This is a genomic window from Eisenbergiella sp. OF01-20 (assembly GCF_003478085.1).
Classification (GTDB): domain Bacteria; phylum Bacillota; class Clostridia; order Lachnospirales; family Lachnospiraceae; genus Eisenbergiella.
In genome coordinates, this window is sequence record NZ_QUES01000100.1 from 1 (window position 1) to 203 (window position 203).

The following is a 203-nucleotide window of genomic DNA, read 5'->3' on the forward strand; positions in this document are numbered from 1 at the left end:
TGATCCTTTAAGGTATCAAACGGGGCATCCGTCCCTTCCAGGTAATACTCTACACTGTAGTCCAGCTTCTGGCTTTCATCTACTTTATAGTATATCTTGATGACATTGTTGCTGGCTGTTATGGTTGCCGGCAGTTTCGGGGCTGTTGTGCTCCGGGTATAGCCAGCCGGTACCTTACTGCTGTCTGCTATTGCCTTTACTTC

General features: G+C 47.8%; 1 protein-coding gene. It reads right to left on the reverse strand.

Features of this window, described 5'->3' with window-relative positions; genetic code table 11:
• Positions 1-203 (reverse strand): hypothetical protein (locus DXA36_RS33290; protein ID WP_182479366.1); only part of this gene is annotated, 203 nt, incomplete at both ends.